Origin of the sequence: Pseudomonas sp. PWP3-1b2, assembly GCF_049896045.1 — a bacterium.
Lineage (GTDB): Bacteria > Pseudomonadota > Gammaproteobacteria > Pseudomonadales > Pseudomonadaceae > Aquipseudomonas > Aquipseudomonas antarctica_B.
Genome location: NZ_JAFCTN010000078.1, coordinates 1 through 7310, shown reverse-complemented (window position 1 = coordinate 7310; position 7310 = coordinate 1). Strand labels below are relative to the sequence as shown.

7 protein-coding genes and 1 pseudogene are annotated in these 7310 nt (G+C 58.6%); 3 read left to right on the top strand and 5 right to left on the bottom strand.

Translation table 11 applies throughout. The features are described 5' to 3' along the window. Positions 1 to 84: 84 nt before the first annotated feature. Entirely contained in the window at positions 85 to 936 is an 852-nt protein-coding gene (locus ACP7A2_RS26885; RefSeq protein ID WP_426136826.1) for a glycine betaine ABC transporter substrate-binding protein, read from the bottom strand. A gap of 332 nt (positions 937 to 1268) precedes the next feature. On the opposite strand from ACP7A2_RS26885, the gene ACP7A2_RS26880 reads away from it, so the two are divergent. Next, positions 1269 to 2822, top strand: a complete 1554-nt coding sequence (locus tag ACP7A2_RS26880) for a glycosyl hydrolase family 17 protein (RefSeq protein ID WP_426136825.1) — start codon at positions 1269 to 1271, stop codon at positions 2820 to 2822. 88 nt (positions 2823 to 2910) lie between these two features. On the opposite strand, the gene ACP7A2_RS26875 is transcribed toward ACP7A2_RS26880, so the two are convergent. Beyond that, positions 2911 to 3279: a hypothetical protein gene (locus ACP7A2_RS26875; RefSeq protein WP_426136823.1), complete on the bottom strand. Its 369-nt coding sequence runs from the start codon at positions 3277 to 3279 to the stop codon at positions 2911 to 2913. Between the two features lie 236 nt (positions 3280 to 3515). On the opposite strand from ACP7A2_RS26875, the gene ACP7A2_RS26870 reads away from it, so the two are divergent. Together ACP7A2_RS26870 and ACP7A2_RS26865 are read left to right on the top strand one after the other, a co-directional pair. Continuing rightward, positions 3516 to 4814, top strand: coding sequence for a serine/threonine protein kinase (locus tag ACP7A2_RS26870; RefSeq protein ID WP_426136822.1), 1299 nt, complete (start codon positions 3516 to 3518; stop codon positions 4812 to 4814). Further along, entirely contained in the window at positions 4807 to 5595 is a 789-nt protein-coding gene (locus ACP7A2_RS26865; protein WP_426136821.1) for an MlaA family lipoprotein, read from the top strand. Before ACP7A2_RS26870 ends, ACP7A2_RS26865 begins: the two co-directional genes overlap by 8 nt. A gap of 66 nt (positions 5596 to 5661) precedes the next feature. On the opposite strand, the gene ACP7A2_RS26860 is transcribed toward ACP7A2_RS26865, so the two are convergent. The 3 genes and pseudogenes from ACP7A2_RS26860 to ACP7A2_RS26850 form a co-directional block, all read right to left on the bottom strand. Then, positions 5662 to 6033: a DUF805 domain-containing protein gene (locus ACP7A2_RS26860; protein WP_426136820.1), complete on the bottom strand. Its 372-nt coding sequence runs from the start codon at positions 6031 to 6033 to the stop codon at positions 5662 to 5664. A 147-nt stretch (positions 6034 to 6180) separates the two neighbouring features. After that, positions 6181 to 7086: a DUF808 domain-containing protein gene (locus tag ACP7A2_RS26855; protein WP_426136819.1), complete on the bottom strand. Its 906-nt coding sequence runs from the start codon at positions 7084 to 7086 to the stop codon at positions 6181 to 6183. Between the two features lie 18 nt (positions 7087 to 7104). Beyond that, positions 7105 to 7310: pseudogene (locus tag ACP7A2_RS26850) on the bottom strand (hypothetical protein); the annotation flags it as partial.

The following is a 7310-nucleotide window of genomic DNA, read 5'->3' as shown; positions in this document are numbered from 1 at the left end:
ATAGCGGTGTGTCAGTATCGGATTAGTGACTGACACACCGCCATCGGGGGCAAGCCCCCTCCCACATGGGTTATAGCTACAGTTTTATTTGGCAGTCCACTCGGCAACGCGATCCGGGTGCTTGGCGACCCAATCCTTGGCTGCGGCTTCAGGCTTGGCGCCCTCTTGAATCGCGAGCATGACTTCGCCGATTTCATCCTTGGAGGCCCACTGGAATTTCTTCAGGAACGCCACAACTTCCGGCGCTTTCTTCTCCAGGCCCTTGCTGCCGATGCTGTTGACGGTTTCAGCAGCGCCATAAATCCCTTTTGGATCATCGAGGAAGCGCAGCTTCCATTTGGCGAACATCCAGTGTGGCACCCAACCGGTCACCGCGATGGATTCCTGCTTGTCTTCGGCACGGGTCAATTCGGCGATCATGGCGGCGCCGGAGCTGGCCTGCAGCTTGTAGTCCAGGCCATAAGCCTTGATGGCCTCGTCGGTCTTGAGCATCACGCCTGAACCGGCGTCGATACCGACGATTTTGTTCTTGAAGGAGGTGTCGGTCTTGAGGTCTTCAATGGACTTGGCTTTGACGTACTCCGGCACGATCAGGCCGATCTTCGCATCCTTGAAGTTGGGGCCGTAGTCGACCACCTTGTCCTTGTTCTTGGCCCAGTATTCACCGTGGGTCACGGGCAGCCAGGCGGAGAGCATGGCGTCGAGCTTGCCGGTTGCCACACCCTGCCACATGATCCCGGTGGCGACAGCCTGCAACTTCACGTCATAGCCGAGCTTTTGCTTGATCACTTCTGCCGCTACGTGGGTGGTGGCCACGCTGTCGGACCAGCCATCTACATAGCCGATGCTCAGGGTTTTGCTGTCGGCGCTGGCCAGTGTGGAGCTCATCGCAACTACCAGAGTGGCAGCTGCGCCCAAGAGTCGTCGCATCTTCATCGTACTTCCCCGAAAGTGCTGCGCCCGGCGGATGCCGAGCGACGTCAACCTGTTGTTATAGGGTGCACCGCGCCCCCTTCACGCGCATCAATCCGGCTATTGCTTCATCAGTGGAGTGCTGACGCTTTGATCATCAACCTCACGAGGCTTGGAACCTGCTCTGACTGCGACCTCAGGTAAGCAAGAAACGACATCACATCGCCAGCAGGATGGTTTGGAAGGTCTGGCGTCAAAATCCCGCCCGAACTTTGCATGTCAAAATCATGCAGCCCCACTGGGACGGCAAAAATCCGGGTAAGATGCGCGCCTTTGCTCCCCCAGATAAGCCGACCATGCCCGCGAATGCCCGCTTCCCTGCCCTGCCCTATTTCCTTGCCTTGATCCTTGGCTTTCTGGTGCTTGCCGGCTATTGGTATGGCCTCGGCCGCCCGGTGGTGTTGCCGGATGTCGCCAGCGCCAGCCACAAGATGCAATGCGCGTCCTATACGCCGTTCGATAAAGACCAATCGCCCTTCGACCAGCCGTTCAAGCTGCGCCCTGAACGCATGGACGCCGACCTGGCCCTGCTGGCCACCCGCTTTGAATGCATCCGCACCTACTCCATGACCGGCCTGGAAGCCCTGCCCGACCTGGCGCGCAAGCATGGGTTGAAGTTGATGATCGGCGCCTGGGTCAGCAGCGACCCGGTATCGACCGAAAAGGAAGTCGACCAGTTGATCGCGTCAGCCAATGCCAACCCGGACGTCGTCACCTCGGTCATCGTTGGTAACGAAGCGCTGCTGCGCAAGGAAGTGACCGCCAAGCAACTGGTGACGCTGATCCACAAAGTCAAAAGCCACATCAAGCAACCGGTCACTTATGCCGACGTGTGGGAGTTTTGGCTCAAACACCCGGAAATCGCCCCGGCAGTGGATTTCCTGACCATTCACCTGCTGCCCTACTGGGAAGATGCCCCGTCGGGCATCGACCAGGCGCTCAAGCATGTGGGTGATGTGCGCCAAACCTTCGGCAACAAATTCGCCCCCAAAGACGTGTTGATCGGCGAGACCGGCTGGCCCAGCGAAGGCCGCCAGCGCGAAACTGCGGTGCCGAGCCGGGTCAACGAGGCCAAGTTCATGCGCGGTTTTGTTGCCATGGCCGAAGCCAATGGCTGGCGCTACAACCTGATCGAAGCGTTTGACCAGCCGTGGAAACGCGCCAGTGAAGGTGCGGTCGGCGGTTACTGGGGCCTGTTTGATGCAGACCGCCAGGACAAGGGCATCCTCGCCGGGCCGGTGACCAATGTGCCGTACTGGCCACTGTGGCTGGGCGTAGGCGGGATCATCCTGCTGGGTACGCTGGCGCTCGGCGGTCGCGTGCGCAGTGTACGTGCCGCTGCTGCACTGCCATTGCTCGGCGCGGTGGCTGCCTGCTCCATCGGAACCTGGGCCGAGTTAACTCGCGTGACTGCGCGCTTTAACGATGAATGGGTGTGGGCAGGCGTGCTGATCGTTTTGAACCTGCTGGTGCTGGCTCATGCCGCGCTGGCCTTGAGTTCACGGCAAGGCTGGCGTGAGCGGGCATTCAACTGGCTGGAGAAACGCGCAGGCCTGCTGGTGGCAGTTGCCGGGTTTGCCGGCGCGGTGATGATGCTGGCGTTGGTATTTGACCCGCGTTATCGCAGCTTTCCGAGTGCAGCGCTGGTGTTGCCGGCGTTGGTGTACCTGATACGCCCGGTGACCGGGCCGCGCCGAGAGATCGCCCTGTTGGCCTTCTTTATCGGCGCCGGTATTGCGCCGCAGTTGTACCGCGAAGGCTTGTTGAACCAGCAGGCGTGGGGTTGGGCGGTGGTCAGCGTGCTGATGGTGGTGGCTTTGTGGCGGTGCTTGCGGGTGCGCAAGGCTTAAAACCGCTATCGCAGGCAAGCCAGCTCCCACCTTTTGACCGTGTGAACTCAATCAAAAGTGGGAGCTGGCTTGCCTGCGATGCGGTCAATCAGCCACCCCGAGGCTTCCTGACCAACCGCAACCCCGCAACCACCACCGCAAACACCGCAAAAGTCGTGTTGTACAACGCCAACGCCGGCAACCCAAATACCACCCCCAACACTGCCAACCCCCAACCCAAGCGGCCCGGCACAAAAAACGCCAGCACCGCCGTGACCAATGCCGCCCAGCCCAGCACCTTGAAGTGAATCATCAGCCCAAGGTTCGAACGCAGCTGGCATTCCCAGCGGCTGGCCTCATCGGCACAGATGCCAACCCACTGACCATCCTCCATAAAGCCATAACGCGCGCCGTAACTGGCAGCCAGCCAAAACGGCAGGGCAACAAGCAGCAGGATCCAGGGCAAACGAGGGGACATTGGGGCACTCCGATAGGCGAAAACGGCGCTCAGCTTAATGCCCTGGCGGCCGTTATCAAGCTGTCTGCGCAGATATCTATTCATCAGGTCGCGGCAAAGTGTATCGTCTCGCTACTATTACCCCGATTCCGATGTCTTTTTCCGATTTTTCGTGCCGAACGCTGGCACTTCGGTGGCAACGCGGTGGTCTTAGCCTGCGAACTTCATTCAGCACGTTTCCTCTTAGGGATTAAGTCATGCTCCGTTCCTTGCGCTGTGTTGCCCTATTGGGCAGCCTATTTTTGAGTGCGTCAGCACTGGCGGTCGACATCGACCAAGCCACTTATGGCTTCCCTTTGACGAACCCGTTCGAAGCGACTATTGCCACCACACCGCCCGACCTTCGGCCAAAACTGCCGAGCGACGACGAGATAAACCAGTCCGACTACAGCCTGACGATGCGCCCCGAGCGCGAGTTCAGCCTGCCAGACAATTTCTGGGCAGTGAAAAAGCTCACTTACCGCATCGCCAAGCAGGATCACGCCGCACCGCTGATGTTCCTGATCGCCGGCACCGGCGCGCGGTATGACAGCAGCATCAACGAATACCTTAAAAAGCTGTATTACCAGGCCGGCTACCACGTAGTGCAGCTGTCTTCGCCCACCAGCTTCGACTTCATCAGTGCCGCCTCGCGCTTCGCCACCCCGGGTATCACCCAGGAAGACGCCGAAGACATGTACCGGGTGATGCAAGCCGTTCGCGCGCAGAACGCCTCGCTGCCGGTCACCGACTTCTTCCTCAGCGGTTACAGCCTCGGCGCTCTTGATGCGGCATTTGTGGCCAAACTCGACGAGACCCGTCGCAGCTTCAACTTCAAGAAAGTGCTGCTGCTGAACCCGCCGGTCAACCTCTACACCTCAATCACCAACCTCGACAAGTTGGTACAGACCGAGGTCAAGGGCATCAACAACACCACCACGTTCTATGAGCTGGTGCTGAACAAGCTGACCCGCTACTTCCAGCAGAAGGGCTACATCGACCTCAACGACGCCCTGCTCTACGACTTCCAGAACTCCAAGCAGCACCTGACCAACGAACAGATGGCCATGCTGATCGGTACCTCGTTCCGCTTCTCGGCAGCCGACATCGCCTTTACCTCGGACCTGATCAACCGCCGTGGCCTGATCATTCCGCCCAAATACCCGATCACCGAAGGCACCAGCCTCACGCCGTTTCTCAAGCGTGCGCTGCAATGCGACTTCGACTGCTACCTCACCGAACAAGTGATCCCGATGTGGCGCGCACGCACCGACGGCGGCAGCCTGCTGCAACTGGTTGACCAGGTCAGCCTTTACGCCCTCAAGGACTACCTGCACACCAGCCCGAAAATCTCGGTGATGCACAACGCCGACGATGTGATCCTGGGCCCTGGCGACCTCGGGTTCCTGCGTAAAACCTTCGGCGATCGCTTGACCGTTTACCCGCTGGGCGGCCATTGCGGCAACCTCAATTACCGCGTCAACGCCGACGCCATGCTGGAGTTCTTCCGTGGCTAAATATCTTCTGCTGCTCGCCGCCCTGATGTGCGCAGGCGTCGCCAATGCCGACAACAGCAAGGCCCACGAACCGACTACTGTCGATGCGGACGGCTTCAAGGAACCGCTGACCAAGCTCAAGTTCAACCCTGGCCTGGACCAGCGTGAGTTCGAGCGCTCGTCGCTGACCGCACTCAACGTCTATGACCCGCTGGAGTCGTGGAACCGTCGCGTGTACCACTTCAACTACCGCTTCGACCAATGGGTGTTCCTGCCCGTGGTCGACGGCTACCGCTATGTCACGCCAAGCTTCCTGCGCACCGGCGTCAGCAACTTCTTCAACAACCTGGGCGACGTGCCCAACCTGTTGAACAGCCTGCTGCAGCTCAAGGGCCACCGCTCCCTGGAAACCACCGGGCGCCTGCTGGTCAACACCACCATCGGCATCGCCGGCCTGTGGGACCCGGCCACCGCCATGGGCCTGCCACGCCAGAGCGAAGACTTCGGCCAAACCCTGGGCTTCTACGGCGTGCCCGGCGGCGCTTACGTTGTGCTGCCGATCTTCGGCCCGTCCAACCTGCGCGACACCGGCGGCCTGCTGGTGGACTACAGCGCAGAATCGCAGATCAACTTCCTGAACGTCTCCAAAGTCAGCGAAAACCACCCGGAAATCTGGGCCCTGCGCGCCGTCGACAAGCGTTATCAGACCAGCTTCCGCTACGGCCAGATGAACTCGCCGTTTGAGTATGAAAAGGTGCGGTACATCTACACGGAATCGCGCAAGTTGCAGATTGCGGAGTAAGCGCCACCCAGAAGCAAAAAAGCCACTCACATACGTGAGTGGCTTTTTCGTTTATGCGTTCAAATATTACTCAGCAGTGCATGAAGCATCCAACGAGCGGGTAGAGGTTTTCTCCTTAGCTCCCGGGTAGACCCCAAAGCCAACCCAAAAGAGCGTCCCGACAAAAGGCAGCAACGTCCAAAACGAATTGACCTGGCTGATGCCATTATCGGTAAGCCTTCGGCACAACAGCGTTACTCTGGCTGGTAACGTTAGCAGTAAATAAACCAGGCCTATAGCCAAGCAAGTTTTCATTGAATCTTCAAAAAACCACCAGCAAATAGCCAAGTACGCCCCTGTGATCAACTTATCGACCAACTGAAAAAACCAGAAGGCTTTTCTGTTCGACCGGCCCTCGAATACAAACGACTTCTTCAGTGCGTCCAGATACCAATTCATTTAAAACTCCCTGATTAAAAGACTCCGTAAAAAGCCTGGATAGGCAAAACAGAGCCGCAGAGCTTAGGAAGGATTGAATTGGTCCTCTGTAGGGGAAATCCCAAAAAGTAGCTATTTGACTTACGTTCACTTACCAGCAGATACCTGTCAGTGTCTAACTGCGCCCCAGATCTTTCCTGAGACCTGAACCACCAATAACACAACACCCCCCGCAATAATCCCCGCCACGGCATTCAGCAACGTCGGCATCAACCACGCCAAGCCACCGGTGTTCTGGCTAACCGTTTCGATCCAGTGATGCACCGCCGGCACGCCGTGGGTGAGAATGCCGCCGCCGACCATAAACATCGCCGCCGTGCCGATCACCGACAGGCTTTTCATCATGTAGGGCGCCGCACGCAAGATCACCCCACCGATACTGCGAGCCGCCTGGCCAGGTTTTTGGGTCAGCCACAGGCCCAGGTCATCCAGCTTGACGATACCGGCCACCAGCCCATACACGCCGATCGTCATGACAATGGCAATGCCCGACAGCACGATCACTTGCTGCATCAACGGCGCATCCGCCACGGTGCCCAGGGTGATGGCGATAATTTCCGCCGAGAGGATAAAGTCAGTGCGGATCGCGCCTTTGATCTTGTCCTTCTCGAACGCCACCAGATCCGTCGCCGGATCCGCCACCGCCTCAACCAGATGCGCCTGCTCTTCGGTACGCTTGTGCAAAAAGGTATGCGCAAGCTTTTCGAAGCCCTCAAAGCACAAATACGCGCCCCCCAGCATCAACAACGGCGTCACTGCCCACGGCGCAAACGCACTGATCAACAGCGCAGCCGGCACCAGAATCAGCTTGTTAACAAACGACCCCTTGGCCACCGCCCACACCACGGGAATCTCCCGCTCGGCCCGCACGCCGGAGACCTGCTGGGCATTCAGCGCCAAATCATCACCCAGCACCCCAGCGGTCTTCTTGGCGGCCATTTTGGTCATCAACGCCACATCGTCAAGCACGGCGGCGATATCGTCGATCAGTACCAACAAGCTGCTTCCTGCCATGATTCAAACTTCCTGCGTTTAAAGTGCCGCGAATATAACGCGAGCGCTGTGAAGGAATATAGCTACCGCAAAAACACCGGTTGCTGACGCTTTGCTTTTGATCTTGCTTTTGACCTTGATCTTGACCTTGATCTGAGTCGCCCCGTCAACCACGCTGGCCGCACGCAGGCTTGAATCCGTGGGTAACCCGGCAGGACGCCGGGTTAGCCGCGCTGGGCCAAGGA